The 18,987-nt window shown below is 64.4% G+C and carries 14 protein-coding genes; 8 read left to right on the top strand and 6 right to left on the bottom strand.

The window, feature by feature from the left end; genetic code table 11:
• The first annotated feature begins 34 nt into the window (after window positions 1-34).
• From P9272_RS25320 to P9272_RS25305, 4 genes are all read left to right on the top strand, one after another.
• Window positions 35-1,645 (top strand): ABC transporter substrate-binding protein, encoded by a 1,611-nt coding sequence (locus P9272_RS25320; protein ID WP_278162654.1) that lies wholly within the window; start codon window positions 35-37, stop codon window positions 1,643-1,645.
• Between the two features lie 86 nt (window positions 1,646-1,731).
• Window positions 1,732-2,682 (top strand): ABC transporter permease, encoded by a 951-nt coding sequence (locus P9272_RS25315; RefSeq protein WP_278162653.1) that lies wholly within the window; start codon window positions 1,732-1,734, stop codon window positions 2,680-2,682.
• A 2-nt stretch (window positions 2,683-2,684) separates the two neighbouring features.
• Entirely contained in the window at window positions 2,685-3,530 is an 846-nt protein-coding gene (locus tag P9272_RS25310; RefSeq protein ID WP_128259071.1) for an ABC transporter permease, read from the top strand.
• Window positions 3,527-5,182 carry an ABC transporter ATP-binding protein gene (locus P9272_RS25305; protein ID WP_278162652.1) on the top strand — a complete coding sequence of 552 codons (1,656 nt, stop codon included), beginning with the start codon at window positions 3,527-3,529 and terminating at the stop codon, window positions 5,180-5,182. The genes P9272_RS25310 and P9272_RS25305 overlap by 4 nt, the downstream gene beginning before the upstream one ends.
• Window positions 5,183-5,197: 15 nt before the next feature.
• On the opposite strand, the gene P9272_RS25300 is transcribed toward P9272_RS25305, so the two are convergent.
• Window positions 5,198-5,674, bottom strand: a complete 477-nt coding sequence (locus P9272_RS25300; protein WP_278162651.1) for an Lrp/AsnC family transcriptional regulator — start codon at window positions 5,672-5,674, stop codon at window positions 5,198-5,200.
• 224 nt (window positions 5,675-5,898) lie between these two features.
• Between P9272_RS25300 and P9272_RS25295 the strand changes: the two genes are divergently transcribed.
• A complete protein-coding gene (locus P9272_RS25295; RefSeq protein WP_128259073.1) occupies window positions 5,899-7,224 on the top strand; it encodes an FAD-binding oxidoreductase in 1,326 nt (441 codons plus the stop codon).
• Between the two features lie 26 nt (window positions 7,225-7,250).
• Here P9272_RS25295 and P9272_RS25290 read toward each other — a convergent pair whose 3' ends face one another.
• The 5 genes from P9272_RS25290 to P9272_RS25270 form a co-directional block, all read right to left on the bottom strand.
• Window positions 7,251-8,618 carry an FAD/NAD(P)-binding oxidoreductase gene (locus tag P9272_RS25290; RefSeq protein ID WP_278162650.1) on the bottom strand — a complete coding sequence of 456 codons (1,368 nt, stop codon included), beginning with the start codon at window positions 8,616-8,618 and terminating at the stop codon, window positions 7,251-7,253.
• Complete coding sequence (locus tag P9272_RS25285) at window positions 8,615-8,917, bottom strand: (2Fe-2S)-binding protein (protein ID WP_278162649.1); 303 nt, start codon at window positions 8,915-8,917, stop codon at window positions 8,615-8,617. Before P9272_RS25285 ends, P9272_RS25290 begins: the two co-directional genes overlap by 4 nt.
• On the bottom strand, window positions 8,914-10,899 hold the full coding sequence (locus P9272_RS25280) for a hydantoinase B/oxoprolinase family protein (protein ID WP_347404067.1): 1,986 nt from the start codon (window positions 10,897-10,899) through the stop codon (window positions 8,914-8,916). The genes P9272_RS25285 and P9272_RS25280 overlap by 4 nt, the downstream gene beginning before the upstream one ends.
• Window positions 10,900-10,904: 5 nt before the next feature.
• Window positions 10,905-12,983: a hydantoinase/oxoprolinase family protein gene (locus P9272_RS25275; RefSeq protein WP_278162647.1), complete on the bottom strand. Its 2,079-nt coding sequence runs from the start codon at window positions 12,981-12,983 to the stop codon at window positions 10,905-10,907.
• An 88-nt stretch (window positions 12,984-13,071) separates the two neighbouring features.
• Window positions 13,072-13,977, bottom strand: a complete 906-nt coding sequence (locus tag P9272_RS25270; RefSeq protein WP_278162646.1) for a LysR family transcriptional regulator — start codon at window positions 13,975-13,977, stop codon at window positions 13,072-13,074.
• A gap of 102 nt (window positions 13,978-14,079) precedes the next feature.
• Between P9272_RS25270 and P9272_RS25265 the strand changes: the two genes are divergently transcribed.
• The 3 genes from P9272_RS25265 to P9272_RS25255 form a co-directional block, all read left to right on the top strand.
• Window positions 14,080-15,198, top strand: coding sequence for an FAD-binding oxidoreductase (locus P9272_RS25265; protein WP_278162644.1), 1,119 nt, complete (start codon window positions 14,080-14,082; stop codon window positions 15,196-15,198).
• 1,069 nt (window positions 15,199-16,267) lie between these two features.
• Entirely contained in the window at window positions 16,268-16,513 is a 246-nt protein-coding gene (locus P9272_RS25260) for a hypothetical protein (RefSeq protein WP_278162643.1), read from the top strand.
• Window positions 16,514-16,528: 15 nt separating this feature from the next.
• On the top strand, window positions 16,529-18,987 hold a 2,459-nt coding region (locus P9272_RS25255; RefSeq protein WP_278162642.1), incomplete at its 3' end, for a hypothetical protein.

Here is an 18,987-nt window from a genome sequence, read left to right as displayed (position 1 = left end):
CATACCGACCATACCAACAGAAAGGGGAATGAACATGACCGACAAGATCACCAACTGGACCAGCGCCGACGACGCCAAGGTCGAAAACGCCATCCGGCGAGGCGCGAGCCGCCGCGAGTTGCTCAAGATGCTGCTGGCCGGCGGCGCCGCAATTGCCGCGGGCGGTGTTGTCCTTGGCCGCGCCACACAGGCCGTCGCCGCCACGCCGGTTTCCGGCGGGAACTTCAAGGCCGCCGGCTGGTCGTCCTCGACCGCCGACACGCTCGACCCGGCGAAGGCGTCGCTCTCCACCGACTATGTCCGCTGCTGCTCGCTCTACAATCGCCTGACCTTCCTCGACAAGGACGGCAAGACGCAGATGGAGCTGGCAGAGAGCTTCGACAGTAAGGACGCCAAGACCTGGACCGTGAAGCTGCGCAAGGGCGTCACCTTCCATGACGGCAAGGACCTCACGGCCGACGACGTGGTCTTCTCGCTGAAGCGCCATCTCGACAAGGCGGTCGGCTCCAAGGTCGCCAAGATCGCCGCGCAGATGACCGGCTTCAAGGCGGTCGACAAGTCGACCGTGGAAATCACGCTCGCCGACCCGAATGCCGACCTGCCGACCATCCTGGCGCTCCATCACTTCATGATCGTCCAGGACGGCACGACTGATTTCTCAAAGGGCAACGGCACCGGCGCCTTTGTGCTCGAGACGTTCGAGCCGGGCGTGCGTTCGGTGGTCACCAAGAACAAGAACTACTGGAAGTCGGGCAAGCCCTATCTCGACTCCTTCGAGTTCATCGCCATCAGCGACGACAGCGCCCGCGTGAACGCGCTGCTTTCGGGCGACATCGCCTTCGCTGCGTCGATCAATCCGCGCGCCATGAAGCTGCTGGAAAGCCAGCAGGGTTTCGAACTGTCGAAGACAACCTCGGGCAACTACACCGACCTCAACATCCGGCTCGACATGGATCCGGGCAAGAAGGCCGATTTCGTCGCCGGCATGAAATATCTCGTCAACCGCGAGCAGATCGTTAAATCGGCACTGCGCGGCCTCGGTGAAATGGGCAACGACCAGCCGGTCTCGCCGGCCAACATCTTCCACAATGCGGACCTCAAGCCGAAGGCCTTCGATCCGGACAAGGCGAAGTTCCACTTCCAGAAGGCTGGCCTGCTCGGCCAGTCCATCCCGGTGATCGCTTCCGACGCCGCGACCTCGTCGATCGACATGGCGGTGATCATCCAGGCCGCCGGCGCCGACATCGGCATGAAGCTCGACGTGCAGCGCGTGCCGTCCGACGGCTACTGGGACAATTACTGGCTGAAGGCGCCGATCCATTTCGGCAACATCAACCCACGCCCGACGCCGGACATCCTGTTCTCGCTCCTCTACGCTTCCAACGCCCCGTGGAACGAAAGCCAGTACAAGTCCGAGAAGTTCGACAAGATGCTGGTCGAGGCGCGCGGCTCGCTCGACCAGGCCAAGCGCAAGGAGATCTACGGCCAGATGCAGACCATGGTGTCCGAGGAAGCCGGCACCATCATCCCAGCCTACATTTCCAACGTCGACGCCCTCTCCAGCAAGGTGAAGGGTTTGGAAGCGAACCCGCTCGGTGGCATGATGGGCTACGCAATGGCGGAATATCTCTGGCTCGAAGCCTGAGAGGCGCCTGCCGGGGCCGACCGACCGGCCCCGGCACTGCATTGCGCAGGATTGTTTGACCGAACGCAACCGCAGGGAGCGCTTCCATGAAATCTGGGGTCCTCAACCTCGTGGTTAGGCGGCTGGGGATCGCGGTCGTCACCCTGCTGATCGTGCTTTTCGCCGTGTTTTTCGCCACCAGCATGCTGCCGGGCGACACCGCGTCGATCCTGCTCGGCCAGGCGGCGACCCCCGAGGCGGTCGCCGGCCTGCGCGAGGCCATGCATCTCAACGATCCGGCGATCCTGCGCTTCCTGCGCTGGCTTTTCGGACTGCTGCACGGCGATCTCGGCACTTCCTACGCCAACGACATGCCGGTAGCGGCACTGATCGGCGGGCGTCTGCTCAACACGATGAAGCTCGCCGCAATCACAACCTTGCTCTCGGTTCCGCTGGCGCTGACGCTCGGCATCACCGCCGCGATGCTGCGCGGCTCGCTTTACGACCGCGCCGTCACCGTGCTTTCGATCGGCGTCATCTCCGTGCCGGAGTTCATGGTCGCGACGCTGGCGGTGCTGCTCTTCGCCGTCTATCTCAAATGGCTGCCGGCGTTGTCTTCGGTCAACGAGGCGCATTCACTGACCGACCTCGTGCGCATCTACGCAATGCCGGTGATCACGCTTACCTTCGTCATCTCCGCCCAGATGATCCGCATGACCCGCGCAGCGGTGATCGAGACGCTGTCCACGCCTTATGTCGAGATGGCGCTTCTCAAAGGCGCGTCCCGCACTCGCATGGTGCTCAGGCATGCGCTGCCCAACGCGCTCGGGCCGATCGTGAACGCGGTGGCGCTCTCGCTGTCCTATCTTGTCGGCGGCGTCATCATCGTCGAGACGATCTTCAACTATCCCGGCATCGCCAAGCTGATGGTCGATGCGGTCGCGACCCGCGACCTGCCGCTGATCCAGAGCTGCGCGATGATCTTCTGCCTCGGCTATCTCCTGCTCATCACGGCCGCAGATATCGTCGCCATCATGTCAAACCCGAGGCTGAGATAACGATGGCGCGCGCAGTGGCCTCCCGACGGTCCTTCCTGGGCCATAGTTACAACCTTGTCGGCGTCGTGGCTTCGCTGGTCATCCTGGCGTGGACGGTGGTCGCGATCTTCGCGCCCTACATCATTCCGCATCCGATCGGCGACATCGTCGACGACGATTATTTCGGCCCGATGCGCCAGGGGTTATGGCTTGGCTCGGACTATCTTGGTCGCGATATGCTTTCACGGGTACTGATGGGCGCGCGCTACACCGTCGGCATATCGCTCGCCGCCGTTTGCATCGCCTGTTTTTCGGGTGTTGCGCTCGGCATGCTCGCTGCTGTGACTGGCGGCTGGTTCGACACCTGCCTCAGCCGCTTCCTCGACGCGATGAACTCCATCCCGAGCAAGCTGTTCGGCCTCGTGGTCGTCGCAGCGGTCGGCTCCTCGATCCCTGTGCTGATCCTGACGCTCGCGGTGATCTACATCCCCGGCGCCTACCGTTTCGCGCGGGCGCTCGCAGTCAACATCAACACCATGGATTTCATGACCGTGGCCCGTGTCCGTGGCGAAAGCACGGCCTATCTCATCGGATCCGAGATTCTGCCCAACATCGTCCGTCCGGTGTTGGCCGACTTCGGCCTGCGCTTCGTCTTCATCGTGCTCCTGCTTTCAGGTCTGTCCTTCCTCGGGCTCGGCCTGCAACCGCCTTTGGCCGACTGGGGCGCGCTTGTGCGTGAGAACATCGGCGGCCTGCCCTTCGCGGCCCCAGCAGTCGTCGTGCCCTCGCTGGCGATCGCCAGCCTCACCATCAGCGTCAACCTGCTGATCGACAACCTGCCGCAGAAGATCAGGGACCGCGACGCATGACCAATCTCGTCGAGGTCAGAAAACTAAGCATCGAGGCGACGACAGACGCCGGACGTGTCGTCGAAATCATCAAGAGCGTCAGCCTCGATATCGCCGACGGCGAGATCGTCGCGCTGATCGGCGAGAGCGGCTCCGGCAAGACGACAGTGGCGCTCTCGCTCATGGGCCACGCGCGGCCAGGATGCCGGTTCACCGGCGGCGAGATCAGCGTCAACGGTAAGAACATGGCAGCGCTCTCCGAGAAGGAACGGGCGAAGCTGCGCGGCACCGACATCGCCTATGTGCCGCAAAGCGCGGCCGCCTCGTTCAACCCAGCGTCCACCATCATGGAGCAAGTGATCGAAGTCACGCGCATCCACAGGCTGATGCCGCCTGAGCAGGCGCGCAAGCGGGCGGTCGAACTGTTCAGGGCGTTGTCGCTGCCGGACCCGGAAGGGATCGGCGCCCGCTATCCGCATCAGGTTTCGGGCGGACAATTGCAGCGGCTTGCGGCGGCCATGGCGCTCATCGGCGATCCCAAGCTGGTCATCTTCGACGAGCCGACGACGGCGCTCGACGTGACGACGCAGATCGACGTTCTGAAGGCCTTCAAGTCGGTGATGCGGGCGGACGGGATTGCGGGTGTCTATGTGTCCCATGATCTCGCCGTTGTCGCCCAGATCGCCGATCGCATCATTGTGCTGAAGGGCGGCGAAGTGCAGGAGACCGGCACGACTGCTGAAATCCTTACATCTGCCAAGCATCCCTATACGCGCGAGCTGCTGGCTGCGTTTAGACCTAGGCAGCGGCTAGCGCCCGCGGATGCGGCGGCCGCGACCAACCAGCTGCTGCGCATCGACAATATAACGGCCGGCTACGGCGCGGTGCGCGACGACGGGCTGCCGCTGATCCGCGCCGTCGACACGGTCAGCATGGTCGTGGAGAAAGGCCGCAATCTCGGCGTCATCGGCGAATCCGGCTGCGGAAAATCGACACTGGCGCGGGTGATCGCCGGTATCCACCCGGCTGCGGCTGGTGACATCGTCTTCGACGGCAAGCCGTTGCAGCGCGCTGCAAGCAAGCGCAGCCGGGATCAATTGCGCGAGATGCAGATCGTGTTCCAGTATGCCGATACCGCGCTCAATCCGGCAAAGCCGGTCGAGGACATCATCGCCCGGCCGCTGGTCTTCTATCACGGGCTGGACAGACAGGCGCGCTCGAAGCGCGTCGATGAACTACTCGACATGGTGCGCCTGCCGAAGTCGCTACGCTATCGTTATCCCTCGGAGCTGTCGGGTGGCCAGAAGCAGCGCGTGAATTTTGCGCGCGCGCTGGCGGCGGATCCCAAGCTGATCATCTGCGACGAGATTACCTCGGCGCTGGACACGGTTGTGGCGTCCGCCGTGATCGAGCTGCTCAAGGAGTTGCAGCGCGAATTGGGGCTGTCCTACATCTTCATCAGCCACGACCTCTCCGTTGTTGAGGCGATCTGCGACGAGATCATGGTGATGTATAACGGCCAGCGGGTGGAGCAGATCACGCCCGACAAGGTGAAGGCGGCCACCCATCCCTATTCCAAGCTTCTGTTCTCCTCCGTGCCGAAGCTCGATCCGACCTGGCTGGACGGCCTCGTCCGCGACCCGGAGCTCGTCGCCCAATACGGCCACCGCTGACGCGCCAACGCAGTCTCACATCGGGAACAGGCTGGGCAGCGGCATCTGCGCCTTGACGATGGGTGACTTCAGCACCACGAACGAGAAATATTTGTCGATGCCGATGTCCATGTCGGTCAGCCTTTCCATGATCGTCTGGTATTCGCCGATACCGGCGGTGACGAATTTCATCAGATAGTCGTAACCCCCCGAGACGAGGTGGCATTCGATGACCTGATCGATCTTTTCCACGACGGCGAGGAAGCGGGCGAAATCCACCTGGCGATGGTTCTTCAAGGTGATCTCGGTGAACACGGTCAGCGTCTGGCCGAGCTTGCCTATATTGACCTGCGCCGAATAGCCCTCGATATAGCCTTCCGACTGCAGCTTCTTGACCCGCATCAGGCATGGGCTCGGCGACAGATGCACCAGCTCGGCCAGTTCCACATTGGTGATGCGGCCGTTCTTCTGCAGCTCGTGCAGAATCTTGATGTCGATTCGATCCAGTTTCATGGGCTGTCTCCGAGGAAGAGTGCCACAGCACAAAATGCTGCCATGCTGGTGCCCGTCGAGACTACCATGGCCCGCCGGCCTGTCCATCCGAGCGGACACCGCTTTGAAACGCAGGGTTTCGCGATTTCAACGGGGTTGCCGGAACAAAATTCTGCTTGCGCCTGAACTGCGGCAGCGGCTGCCTGCGCAACGCGATAAACTGGGACTTCAAGGCAGAGAGAGTCATGCGCGCGCCACTGCAGCAAATCGAGACATCCAGCGAGATGCCGCAATCCGCGGATGCGGTAATCATCGGCGGCGGCATCGTCGGCGTCTTCGCGGCCTACTATTTGGCGCGGCGCGGCATGAAGGTCGCGCTTGTCGAAAAGGGGCGCATCGGCGCCGAGCAGTCCAGCAGGAACTGGGGATGGTGCCGGCAACAGAACCGCGATGCCCGCGAGCTGCCAATGGCGACTCACAGCCTCGATCTGTGGGAGCGCTTTTCGGTAGAGACTGGCGAGGACACCGGCTTTCGCCGCTGCGGCCTGCTCTATCTCAGCAATGACGAGACCGAACTGGCCGGCTGGGCGGGCTGGCGCGACTTTGCCAGAACCGCCGGCGTCATCACGCATATGCTCGACAGCACCGCGGCCAGCGAGCGAGGCCGCGCCACCGGCCGGAATTGGAAGGGCGGCGTCTTCTCGCCGACCGACGGCACCGCCGATCCATCGCGGGCCGCGCCCTCGGTCGCCCGCGCCATCCTTAAGCTCGGCAGCAGCGTGCATCAGAATTGCGCCGCGCGCGGCATCGAGACCGAGGGGGGGCGTCTGAGTGGCGTGGTCACGGAAAGCGGCACAATCCGCACGAACGCGGCGGTGATGGCGGGCGGCGCCTGGGCGTCGTCCTTTTGCCGCCAGTTCGGCTTCCGCTTCCCGCAAGCGTCGGTCCGCTCCTCCATCCTGTCGGTCTCGCCCGGCGCGGAAGGCCTGCCGGATGCGCTCCACACGGCAAAGATTTCGGCGACGCGACGCGGCGACGGTGGCTACACGCTCGCGATCAGTGGACGCGGAAGCGTCGACATGACGCCACAGCTGTTGCGCTTCTCCTCGCAGTTCGTGCCGATGTTCCTGAAGCGGTGGCGCAGCCTCGGCCCCGGCGGGTTGCAAGGCGTGCGCTCGGGCCACGAAACGCTGCGACGCTGGCAGCTCGACCGGCCGACGCCGATGGAGCGGATGCGCATCCTTGATCCAGCACCAGATCAGTCGACGATCCGCCTGACGCATGCCCGCGCGCTCGAACTTCTGCCCGACCTCAGAAAGACCAGGATAAGTGCTGCATGGGCCGGCTATATTGACAGCACGCCGGACGGCGTGCCGGCTATCGGCGCGATCCATTCCGTTCCAGGCTTTTTCCTGGCCGCCGGATTTTCGGGACACGGCTTCGGCATCGGGCCAGGCGCTGGGCACCTCGTTGCCGATCTGGTGACTGGTGCAGAGCCGATCGTCGATCCGGCGTCCTACGACCCGTGGCGCTTCGACGCCTCCTCTTGGGGCAAGGTCGCCGATTTCTAGGACTGAGCGTGGCTTTCGCGGTCGCATCAGTCTTCCCGGAGAAAAGCGCCGATCGGCGTCGGCCGCACAGGAGCCTGCCCGCGAAATCGGCCGACATCCATGGTCGCGCATCCGGCCTGCGCCGCGACGAGATCGACAGCCGCCAACTGGCAATAGTGCCCTTGGCAGCGCCCCATGCCCGCGCGTGAAACCGACTTCACCCTGTTGGCCTCGCCGCCGCCGAAATCCGCGCTCTCGCGCACCGCTCCGGCAGTGATGTTTTCGCAGCGGCAGACGATCGCGTCGTCGGGCAGTGTTCGCACCATATCGGACGGCCAGGGAAAGGCACGAGCCAGACCGAGGGCAAAGCGCTCGAGCCGCGTCAGCTTGCGCAGATCGGCTTTGACGGAAGGCGCCGCATGCCCGAGATCGGTGAGGCATGCCACGGCCGCGAGACGGCCCGCGATCTCCGCGCCATCCGCACCGAGGAGACGAGCCCCGTCTCCCGCAAGGTAGACTCCGTTGCCGGCCCGCCCCATCGTGTCGGTCTGCGGCAGCCATTGCCGCCACTGCTCGTCATAGTCAAAGGTGCATCCGGCCACATCGGCAAGATGCGTCTCCGCCCGCAGGTGCCAGCCCATGCCGACCATGTCGCATGGGGTGAGGCGCTGCCGTCCGCCGGCGTCGCGCCAGCGCATCGCAATGACGCCCGACGCGTCCGCTTCGATCCGCTCCAGCGTCACGCCCGCATGATAGCGGCCGCCGAGCCGTGCCCGCAGGACGAGACCACGCAGCGCAACGATCGGCCGGGCCGCAAGTCCGGAGAAACTCCGCATCTGCCGGTGCCAGGAGGATGTGTCCAGGACCGCCGCCACGTCCGCTCCCGCCTTGAGAAGTTGCGCGCCGACCAGCGTCAGCAAAGGTCCCGATCCGATGAGAACGATGTGCCGACCGAGCGCGACGCCCTGCGCCTTGAGCGCAATCTGCGCCGCGCCGAGGGTATAGACGCCAGCGTTCTGCCAACCGGGGACCGGGGCGACGCGGTCGGACGCGCCGGTGGCAAGGATCAGCCGGTCATAGCCGATCACTTGCACCTCGCCTTCTCTCAGCACATGCAGCCGCCCCTCATGCGCGGCGACGACGGAACTGCCCGGACAATGAGTGAGCCGCCCTGCTTCGACAAGTTGGTCGACTAGCGCATGCAGCGTGCGCGCCTTGGCCGCTTCCGATTCGTAGAGCTGTTCCGGCGGGCGGACGAACCCGTCCGGCGGGCGCCGATAGATCTGACCGCCGGCGCGATGGCCTTCGTCGATCACCACCGGATGGAGCCCGGCCTCGACCAGTGTCGCAGCGGCACGAATGCCCGCCGGACCCGCACCGACGATCACCACCCTCGGCGATGTGGCGTCGCTCACGGCCAGTTCTCCGGCGTCGTCGTGCGCAACCGCATGCCCTCAGTGACCGGCGTGGAACACGCGCGCAGGCGTGGCCCCCTCTCCTGCCACAGCCAGCAATCCTGGCAGGCGCCCATAAGGCAGAAGCCCGCTCGCGGCTCAGGTCCGAACTCGGAGTTTCGCAACGCGTGTCCGGAAGCCAGTATGGCGGTGAGCACGGTATCCCCGGCAAGCGCTGAGCACTTCTCGCCGTCAAGAAAGAACTGTACCTCCGCCCGGTCGAACTCGGTCAGCCGGACGATGCGGCCAGTCGTACTCATTCCGCTGCCTCCCGGACCGGTCCCGGATGTGGCATTTCGGGAAACCGTTCGCAGACCGCATCGAAAGCTGCTTGGACGCCATCCGCCTCGGAGCGCCCTTTCATGCGCCGGAAAATCTCCGTCTTGGCGAAGAACCGCCAATGGATCGGCAAGGCGTCCAATATGACGTGGAGCCGGTCATAGGCGGCCGGCGTCCACTGCGCCTCGTAGCCGTCGCGCTCCGGCCCGAAATGGAAATGGCCGGCGGATGGGTTCTGCCGCGCGCGTAATTGGTCTGTCGCCTGCTCGTCGACCTCACCATCGCGGAGGACGACGCCGTAGTCGCGCTCCGCGGCTATCGGAGAGAGATAGCCGCGCCGTACGTCCTCAGCGACCCGCCAGGGCTCGCGCTGAAACGGATCGCCGCGCCCGCCGCCGCCGGCGGAGCGGATCTCCAGCACGTCGCCGGGCTGCAGCACCGCGGTATCGATATTGCCCAGCCGCCGTTCGTGCCCGGTTCCCGGATTGACGACCATGTCCGAGAGGCCCGCAGCCTTGCCGCCCAGCACGCCCCAGGGGCGGAAGAAGCTGCGATCGCGATTGCGCGCGGTGACCCTTGTGTCCGGGGCAAAGACGCGGAAGGCCATCTCGGTCGCCAGACCTCCCCGCCAGCGGCCCGCGCCGCCGCTGTCCCGAGCGAGCCCGTATTTGACGAACTCGACCGGCGTCTCGGTCTCGGTGATCTCGATCGGCGTGTTCTTCAGATAGGCGGCATCGGCGCCTGACCCATTGGTGCCATCGCGATGCGGCATCGCTCCGCCGCCGCCTACCACCGGGTTCACCGCCGCGATGACGCTGCGACCGGTGCGCTCGTCGGTGGTCATGACATTGACGATGCAGTTGTTGCCGGCGGGGGCCGCCGGCAGCCATTCCGGCACGGCTTGCGAGAAGGCGCCGAAGATGACCGAGCGCAGCCGCGCGCAGGTGAGCGAGCGCATGCCGACGGCGGCGGGATGCATCGGGTTCAGCACCGACCCTTGCGGCGTGATGCAGGTAAACGGTCGGGTAAGGCCCGTGTTGAGCAGGATCTTCGGGTTCAACGTGTAGAGCACGTAGTAGACGCCGACGAGCAGCATGGTGTGGCGCGGATCGCCGCCCGAAGGGACGTTGAGCGAAGAGCCAAGCTGCGGATCGGAGCCGGTGAAGTCAAGTACCGCCTCGTCACCCTTGATCGTCAGCCTCAGTTTCAGCCGGCAGGGATTGGCTTCGACGGAATCCTCGTCCGCATAATCGGCGAATTCCCAGCTGCCGTCGGGCATGGCGCGCAGCACGTCACGCGCCTGCGCTTCGGCGTGATCCAGAAGCGCGGCAACGCCTTCGACGAAGCCGGCCTTGCCGAACTTTTTCACCATCGCCTGGATCTTGCGCTCGCCGGTGTTGAGGGCGCCGACCAGCGCCTTGATGTCGCCGATGTTGAGCCCGGGCTTGCGCACATTGATGCTCATGATCCGAAGGATCGCGTCGTCGAAGACGCCCTGGCGCACCAGCTTCATCGGTGGAAAACGGATACCCTCCTGATGGATCTCGGTAAGCGCCCGGCTGAGCGAAGCCGGCACAGCACCACCCATGTCGGTGTTGTGTATATGGCCGCCGGTCCAGGCGACGATCTCGCCGTCGACGAACACCGGCTTCCAAAGATGCGTATCGGGCGCGTGCGTGGCGACATGGCCTGAATAGGGATCGTTGGTGAAGGCGACGTCTCCGGGCCGGTAGTCATCCACCATCGCGATCGCGCGACGGTAGGAAAGGCCCGGATACCAGGTTGCGCCGAGTTCCATCGGCACGGCGAAGGTTGCCCCAGAACGGTCCATCAGCATCACGGTAAAATCCTGCGTCTCCTTGACAAAGGCCGAGTGCGCGGTCCGATGCAGCGTGTGGGCCATGTTCTCGGCCGCCGCGCGCGCATGGTTGGCGAGGACCTGAAGGTTTGTGCGGTCGAACAACGGCGTCACTCCGCGAAGGTCAGAAGGAGATTGAGGTGGCGGTCGACCCGAGCCTGCGTTCCGGCGGGAATGGCGAAGGTCGTGTCTTCCTGGACCACCACGGCAGGCCCGAGGAACGTGCTGCCGGGCACCAAGGTCTGCCGGTCGTGGAGGTCGACCGTCTCAACGCTCAGGCCCGTATAGACGGGGAGCCTGCGCGCAGGGCTGGCCGGAGTGTCGATCTCGTCGGTCTCGGGGAACGACAGCGCCGGGCCCGCGCCTATTGCCGACAGGCGGACATTCACAAGCTCGATCGCGCCTTGGGGATCGTGGAAATCGTAGAGCTGCTCGTGGGTGCGGTGAAAGGCTTGCTCGATTGCCTCCGCGCTGCCCTCCGCCAGCCATTCCGGCAAAAGCACGACATCGATCTCATAGCTCTGCCCGAGATAGCGCATGTCGCAGGAGAGATTGAGATCGGCGGCCGCATCATGCCCTTGGGCTGCAAGCCAGTCGCGGCCCTCTTGCGCGAGCGCCTCGAAAGCTTCACGGATCGCGGGAAGCGACGCGGTCGACAACGGCGCGAAGATGGTGCGGATGAAGTCGCCACGCAAATCGGCCACGAGCCCGCCCAGCGCCGAGACCACACCGGGGCGGCGGGGCGCCATGACGCGCTTCATACCGAGCTCGCGGGCCAGGAAGGCGCCGAGCATCGGGCCGCCGCCGCCAAAGGGCATCAGCGTGAAATCGCGCAGATCGACGCCGGCGCGCGAGGCGAGTTTTTCGACCTCCACGAACATTTCCGACACAGCAATGTCGAGGATCGCCTGCGCGGTCTGCTCGACCGGGCGACCGAGCCGGGCGGCAAGCTCGCCGACGGCCCGATGCGCCAGTGCAGTATCGATCCGGAGCTGGCCATAAGCCATCTCGCTGTGGCCGAGCCATCCGCAGACCACCATTGCGTCCGTCACTGTCGCCTGAGCGCCGCCGCGGCCGTAGCAGGCTGGTCCCGGCGTCGAGCCGGCCGATTCCGGGCCGACGCGCAGCACCCCTTGCGCGTCGACGCTGGCGATCGAGCCGCCGCCGACGCCGATCGAGCTGACCGATACTGACGGGATGTGGAGCGGAAACTCGCCGATCAGCTCGCCGGTGCCGAACTGCGCCTCGCCGCCGATGATCAGCGCGAAGTCTGCAGAGGTACCGCCGATGTCGAGGGTGAGGATCTTGTCCTCTCCGGCCTGGCGCGCCAGCCACGATGCGCCGATAACCCCGGAGGCCGTTCCCGACAAAAGCATGTTGACGCAGGCATGCTTGCCCTCGGCGGCGTTCATCAGCCCGCCATTCGATTTCGTCAGCATCGGCCGGGCCGGCACGCCGCGGCCCTTCAGCCGCTCTTCCAGCGCTGTCAGATAGCCCGAAACGCGGGGATGGACATAGCCGTTGAGAATGGCGGTCGAGCTGCGCTCATACTCACGGATGACGGGCCAGACTTCGGCGGACGTGAAGACGAAGAGCTCCGGCGCCAGACGCGCGATCGCCGCCTTCACCGAGGCTTCCTGCGCGGCGTTGCGCCAGGCATGCAGGAAGGAGACGATGATGCCTTGGGCCCCATTCGCTTTCGCTGCCGCGACGGCGCCTTCCACCGCCACCATGTCTGGCGCCTGGGACTCTCTGCCATCGGCGCGCATGCGGGCCGGAATGCCGAAGACCATGTCGCGCGAGATCAGCGGGTCCGGCCGCGAGCAGAACAGCGAATACATGTCCGGCATTCGAAGCCGCGCCAGTTCGATGACATCCTCGAAGCCGGCGTTGGTGAACAGCGCCAGCGGCGCACCCTTGCGTTGGATGATGGTGTTGATGCCGACGGTCGTGCCGTGCACGAAGCGGGTCATGTGGGTGGGGTCGAATCCTTCGCGTTCGGCGAGAAGCGTGAGGCCGGTCATCAGCTCGGCTCCAGGATCATCCGGCGTCGTCAGCACCTTCAGCGAGGCGACGCGCCCGGAGTTTGCCTCTAGCGCGCAGAAATCTATGAAGGTCCCGCCGATATCGACGCCGACCTTCCAGTCGGCCTTGCTCCGCGCCTCATCCGTCGCGACGGCACCATCCATGATGTGTCCCTTCCTGTCTGCCACCGAAACTGGCACGAGCGGACGGTGCGGGTCCAAGATGGATGAAGGGCAAGGATATAAGTCTTGCTTATGCCCTTGCGCGATGCTCGTGGAGAATGGCGGAGCAGGCCGTGCGGATTTCGTCGCGCATCATCTCGTCGGCGCGCGACAGGGCCCGGGCACGAGACGTGAGCAGCGCGATCGGGAATTCCGGCCCAGCCGCCAGCGGCCTGACGCTGAGCCCGGCAAACAGCTGCCAGGGCAGGAGCGCGTCGACGAGAGCTATACCCAGACCGGCCTGGACGAAGCCGACGGCGGAGATAGATGCGTCGATCTCGAGCGACGGCGAAAGCGCTACTCCTTGCGCGCGTGCGGCGTGGGCCAGCTCGTCGGCAGGACGGGTGTTCCCCCGATAGGAGATCAGCTCTTCCCCAGCGAGATCGGCAAGCCTCAGCTCGGTCCTCCTTTGCAACGCGTGCCCGGCGGGCAACAGGCATGCAAAGCCGATGCTGCCGATCACCTCGGCCTCAATGTCGGGAGGCAGGCGATCGTCCATTGCCACGCCGAGACTGGCATCACCGGCGCGCAGCATGTCGACGATCGCGGCGATCGGCGCGCTATGGGAACGCAGCAGAATATCGGGGTGCTGCGCCCGGAATGCGGTGAAGGCGCGCGGCAATATCGCCATGGCCGGGGGCGGCGAGGCCGCCACCCGCACCAGCCCGGTTCGGCCGAGACGCAGATCGGTCGTCTTGCGGCGCAGGCCGTCGAGCCCCGCCGATAGCCTCTCCGCATCGGCGAAGATCTCGAGCGCTTCCGGCGTCGGGCGAAGCCTGCCCTTCACACGCTCGAACAGCGTGAAACCGAGCTCGTCCTCGGTGTGGAGAAGGATCTGGCTGAGCGCGGGCTGGGAGATGTTCAGCATCCGCGCCGCGGCGGTCACCGTGCCGGCGCGCATGACGGCGATGAACACTTCGAGCTGCCTGGCCCGCATTGCCACTCCATAGGTAAAGCTTATGGGTCTTACCCAAAGCCATCTTTGACGCAACGAAGCGGCACCGACAAGATTGATCCATCCGAGGATCGAGGAACGACAATGGATGTGATCGTGCTGGGCGGCGGCCTGATGGGGACAGCCACGGCCTATTTCCTCGCCCGGCGCGGCGCGCGCGTGACGCTGATCGAGCGCGACCGGATCGGCACCGGGGCAACCGTCGCTTCGTTCGGCAACATCCGCCGCACCGGCCGTCACCTGTCCCAGCTTCCGCTGGCCCACCGCTCGCTGAGGCTGTGGGGCGAGTGCGAGAAAATGCTTGGCCGCGACGTCGAGTTCCGCGCCACCGGCCATATAAGGCTGATCTTCGACGAAGGCAGTCTCGCCGACATGCAGGCCTACGCCGAAGCGGCACGGCCTTGGGGGCTCGAACTGGAAGAACTTGGCCCGCGCGAAATCCGTTCCCGGTTTCCCGGCCTCGGCCCCGACGCGATCGCCGCGTCGTTCTCGCAGCATGACGGCAGCGGGAATCCGCGGCTGATCGCGCCGGCCTTTGCCGAGGCTGCACGTAAGCTCGGCGCGGAAATCATCGAGAACGCCAAGATCGAGAAAATCAACCGCATGAAATCCAGCTTTCTTGTCGCCAGCTCAAAAGGCGCGTTCGCCGCCGAATGCCTGCTCAACACCGCCGGCGCCTGGGGGGCGCGCGTCGCGGCCGAATTCGGCGAAAATGTGCCGCTGGACGCGCGCGGCCCGCAGATGGGCGTGACCGAGCCGCTGCCGCATCGCATCCTGCCGGTCGTCGGCATTTGGACGCGCCACAAGGACTATGGCGCCTATCTGCGTCAGGTCGAGCGAGGCAACATCGTCTTCGGCGGTGCCGCCGAAAGAGTCCCGGTGGACCTCGATCCGGGTCATGCGCAGGCCGATCCTGCGTGCCTGCCGGTGCAGTTGCGCGCCGTCGCTCGGCTGCTGCCGGCAATGGCGCAGGCGGCGGTGATCCGCACCTGGTCCGGTTGCGAAGGCTATGTGCGAGACATGCTGCCGGTCATGGGACGCTCGGCTACGACGCCGGGCCTCTTTCACGCCTTCGGCTTCAGCGGGCACGGCTTCCAGCTCGGTCCCGGCGTTGGCGACGCCATGGCGGAACTCATCACGACCGGCCGTTGCGCAACGCCGCTCGACGATTTCAGGATCGATCGGTTCAGCCGTCGATCCTAACGACGAATCGACAAGATTGGCCTTTCCAGGACACAGCGATGACCGGTTTCAGGGACGGAAGAGCTTAGCGCTATGGCGGACATTGGGCGCATAGCTGCTTTTTCGCCCTCGGCCTTGGTGCTCTGTCTTAAGAAGGCGCGGTACACCGCGCCTAGGCGCTGCGGCCAGTGCGGGATTATGGCTGCCATTGATGGTATGGCTTCAAAAGGGCACATCCCGATGCTGTGGCTGACGCGTCAGAACGCCGGTAATCTAACTGCGATCTGCTTCAGTGCTCGGCGCGCTGGTGAAGATCGTCGTAGCAAATTTGCTGAAGAGCGTCGGTTCACCGTACTCACCGCTAGCCAACCTCACATTGCTTTCAATCAAGTCAGGCTTCCCAAGGCACGGGGATAAAGGCGCACGAGAACTGATACGAAAAAAGAAGAAAGCGGAAATTTCGTGTGCGATTTTGCACACGACGCCTCGTAACTGGCTAATTTCGCTTAGCTGTCCGTCCAATCCATCATTGGTGCTACGGCGATCGTCTTCTTCATGGGCCTATTTCATCGCTGGCGTAGCGGTCGTAGTCAAATCCTCAAGCGCGGTCTGCGATATTTTCGTTTGATTTCAAAGAGTTCGAAAGTTAGGGACAAAAGTCCCCTGCATGAAGGGACCTTTTCCTGATTCACACTTTTTGTTAAAAGGCAACAGTCCCATTTGAAATTTCCACAAATAAGCGTAAACTTTTTCTTGCTCATGTTTTGAGCGGGAGGCGTACAGGCAGTCAATGCCTGGTGGAGAGGGGGGTTGAGTATGCCCTCATTGTCGATCCTTGGTGCCCGCCGTTGGTGGGTCACCGATGCGCTCAGGACGCATCCGCCTAGCAATGCCTAAGGGGGCATGGCGAGGAGGGGCAGCGGCGGCTCTCCCGGTACCCTCTACCCCCTGAAGTCAATCCAGAACTCCAGTTTCCTTTAACGATGGCGCGCAGCGCTGGCTCCGGCCCGCGGATGTGCGTCCGTGCGGCCGGTTGCCGGGCGTTGGGCCGATTACAGCGCCAGCCGCTTTGAAACCAGGGAGAGTCTCGATGGCGATCGACATCCTGACCCGAGACATCGTTGTCGACGAGCCCTCCGACCGCACGGACGGTCATGTTGATCCGCCCGCGAGGCCGCACTGCGCCATGCTGCAATATCTCTCAAGTCACGAGGGTTCGGGCGGACTGCCGCTCACCCGGCCGACTTCGTGCAAGCCCCATCCCACGCGGATGGGTTCAGTGAACATCGGAAATCGAGACTGCGAAACAGCAACGCAGCGGCACATCCGCCGCTGAGCAGGGAGACACACCATGTCACTTAGCATCACCGGCAACGTCATTGAGGACGAAAACCTAGGACTGACAAGTCTTGCGACAGACACCGACGCCACCGATTCCGACGACAACGTCACGCTATCCACTTTCCAGAGCACTATTTCATCCTCGCTCGGGAACAGGCTGACGGCGCTCGGCATCTATCCCGATACGACGACGAACGCCGGAACCGGCACCACTCAGGCGATCGGCATCTCCGAGGACACGATCGTCAGCACGACCGACCAGAATTTGAAGCTCACCGACAGTACCGGCGGAGCGCTGAACGGCGTCGACTCCGGCTTCAAGTCCATCGATGGCAACGAGATCTATCTTTTTTCCGATTCGAGCAATCCCGGCATCGTGCTCGGCAGAGAGACGAACAGCACCGGCACAGTCGCGTTCGCGCTCCTGCTGCAGCCGACAAACGGCGGCGCCACGATCTGGGTCGTACAGTACGAAGCCCTTACCAACACGAACCCCTCGGTGGGCGAGGACGCGAACACGCTCAATCTCGCCAACCTCGTCTACGTCAGCGGGTCGTCCAGTTCCACCTCGTCGTTCAACATCGGCACCAAGCAACCCGGCCAGAACTACTGGCTGCCGTTCACGAGCAGCAGTGGAACGTCGACCGTGATCGTCACCGGGCTCGACGCCAGCACATCCAACCCCGACACCGTCAACACCAGTTCAGGCGGCGACGGCAGCAACAGCCAGTCGATCACTCCCGGGGGGGCTTTGCGCTTCGATTTCGTATCGAGCTTCACCGGCGGCAACACCAAGGACAAGACGTTCCTCACCGACAACTCGCTCAACAGCCTCGTCTACATCGAAGGAACAGGAGCGAGCTTCGACATCAGCCAGGTGACTCCCACAAACAGCCTCGTCAACCTCAAGATCATCGCCCAGAACGAGTCCGCTGCCATCTTCGGCAGCACGCAAACGAACACCTCCACGAACACGGTCGCGCTCGGTGAAATCGATGTCTACAACAGCAGCGGTGTCTTGATCGCTTCATCGACACAGACCACTGGCAATCATGGCATCACCTTCGGCGGCACGACAAGCGCCCCCGACGGCACAGTGAGCGGACTCACCGCGGGGGAAAAGATCGCATTCACCTCCCTGAACGGCGCTCAGTTCGATCAGTTTGTGGTCGAGAACATCTTGCCTCCCGGCAACACGCCCGGCTTTGACATTCTCAATGTCACGGAAACCCAGACGAACACGACCACCGACACCAAGGAAGTCGGCTCGCACATCATCTTCGAGGACAGCGTGCCGAGCGCGAGCGCCAATACGCAGACGGCTACGGTCGACGAGGACGCGCTGGTCGGCGAGACGACCGGCGAGACGGGCTTCGGCGGTTCGGCCACCGGCAATGTGTCGAACCTGTTCAACGCGGGCGTCGACACACCGCTCACTTACCGGCTGGCGCCCCTGACGCCGACGCAATTGGCAGCGGCCCTGCCGGCGCTGACTTCGGGCGGGACCGCGGTGACGTATTCGGTGGCGAGCGCCGGCGGTATCGACACGCTGACCGCCAAGGCGGGAACGACGACCGTGTTCACGCTCGCGCTGACCGAGTCGTCGGGAGCCTACACCTTCACGCTCTCGGCGCCGATCGATCAGGAAACGCCGCAGAACGGCTCGCCGGAGGGCACGTTCTCCTTCGACGTCAGTGGGCTCGTCCAGGCGACCGACAAGGATGGCAATTTTGGGGCCGGCGACACTGCCACCGCAGCCGCCAACGCGCTGACGCTGAAGATCATCGATGACCAGCCGACAACGAGCGCCAATACGCAGACGGCGACGGTCGACGAGGACGCGCTCGCCGGCGAGGCGACCGGCGAAACGGGCTTCGGCGGCTCGGCCACCGGCAATGTGTCGAACCTGTTCAATGCGGGCGCGGACGTGCCGCTCACATACACCCTCTCCGGCTCCACATCTGGCCTGCCGGTCCTGACCTCCGGCGGCGCTGCGGTGACCTATTCGGTCACGAGCAGTGGCGGCATTGACACGCTGACCGCCAAGGCCGGAACGACGACCGTGTTCACGCTGGCGCTGACCGAGTCGTCGGGAGCCTACACCTTTACCCTTTCGGCGCCGATCGATCAGGAAACGCCGCAGAACGGCTCGCCGGAGGGCACGTTCTCGTTCGACGTCAGCGGGCTCGTCCAGGCGACGGACAAGGACGGCAGCACCGTTACCGCCGCCGCCAACGCGCTGACGCTGACCATCATCGACGACCAGCCGACCACGACCACCAATAAGCAGACGGCGACGGTCGACGAGGACGCGCTCGCCGGCGAGACGACCGGCGAAACGGGCTTTGGCGGCTCGGCCACCGGCAATGTGTCGAACCTGTTCAATGCGAGTGCGGACGTGCCGCTCACATACACCCTCTCCGGCTCCACATCTGGCCTGCCGGTCCTGACCTCCGGCGGCGCTGCGGT

The organism is Mesorhizobium sp. WSM4976 (genome assembly GCF_029625685.1).
Lineage (GTDB): Bacteria > Pseudomonadota > Alphaproteobacteria > Rhizobiales > Rhizobiaceae > Mesorhizobium.
Note: the sequence above shows the minus strand (reverse complement) of the source record. Positions and strands in the feature narration are given on the sequence as shown.

Coding starts and splice junctions, on each gene's coding strand:
- P9272_RS25305 (WP_278162652.1), top strand. CDS start 3,527: ATGACCAATCTCGTCGAGGTCAGAAAACTAAGCATCGAGGCGACGACA.
- P9272_RS25260 (WP_278162643.1), top strand. CDS start 16,268: ATGGCGATCGACATCCTGACCCGAGACATCGTTGTCGACGAGCCCTCC.
- P9272_RS25315 (WP_278162653.1), top strand. CDS start 1,732: ATGAAATCTGGGGTCCTCAACCTCGTGGTTAGGCGGCTGGGGATCGCG.
- P9272_RS25310 (WP_128259071.1), top strand. CDS start 2,685: ATGGCGCGCGCAGTGGCCTCCCGACGGTCCTTCCTGGGCCATAGTTAC.
- P9272_RS25275 (WP_278162647.1), bottom strand. CDS start 12,983: ATGGATGGTGCCGTCGCGACGGATGAGGCGCGGAGCAAGGCCGACTGG.
- P9272_RS25265 (WP_278162644.1), top strand. CDS start 14,080: ATGGATGTGATCGTGCTGGGCGGCGGCCTGATGGGGACAGCCACGGCC.
- P9272_RS25300 (WP_278162651.1), bottom strand. CDS start 5,674: ATGAAACTGGATCGAATCGACATCAAGATTCTGCACGAGCTGCAGAAG.
- P9272_RS25270 (WP_278162646.1), bottom strand. CDS start 13,977: ATGCGGGCCAGGCAGCTCGAAGTGTTCATCGCCGTCATGCGCGCCGGC.
- P9272_RS25285 (WP_278162649.1), bottom strand. CDS start 8,917: ATGAGTACGACTGGCCGCATCGTCCGGCTGACCGAGTTCGACCGGGCG.
- P9272_RS25320 (WP_278162654.1), top strand. CDS start 35: ATGACCGACAAGATCACCAACTGGACCAGCGCCGACGACGCCAAGGTC.
- P9272_RS25295 (WP_128259073.1), top strand. CDS start 5,899: ATGCGCGCGCCACTGCAGCAAATCGAGACATCCAGCGAGATGCCGCAA.